Source organism: Pseudomonas sp. SIMBA_067, assembly GCF_046534675.1.
Taxonomy (GTDB): Bacteria; Pseudomonadota; Gammaproteobacteria; order Pseudomonadales; family Pseudomonadaceae; genus Aquipseudomonas; species Aquipseudomonas putida.
Genome location: NZ_JAWRYH010000983.1, coordinates 1 through 250, shown reverse-complemented (window position 1 = coordinate 250; position 250 = coordinate 1). Strand labels below are relative to the sequence as shown.

The following is a 250-nucleotide window of genomic DNA, read 5'->3' as shown; positions in this document are numbered from 1 at the left end:
CACCACTGTAGCGCCGAACGACGTTTACAACGGCGACCAGACTGTCACTGCCGCGATCAAAACGGTGACCGGCGGCGAGCACTTCGAGAACTTGGTGCCGGGCACTACGCCGGTAAATACCACCGTTACCGATACTCCGGGCACTGCGGATACCACCACTGTGACCCTGACTGCGCCAAGTGCGGTCAACGAAGGTGGTCAGATTACGTATACCGCCACGCTTTCCAACAAAGCGGGCACTGACGTCACG

1 protein-coding gene is annotated in these 250 nt (G+C 59.2%); it reads left to right on the top strand.

What is annotated here, in order from left to right; all coding sequences use genetic code 11:
* Nucleotides 1-250: immunoglobulin-like domain-containing protein (locus SB765_RS32165; RefSeq protein ID WP_410932833.1), on the top strand; the 250-nt coding region annotated here is incomplete at both ends.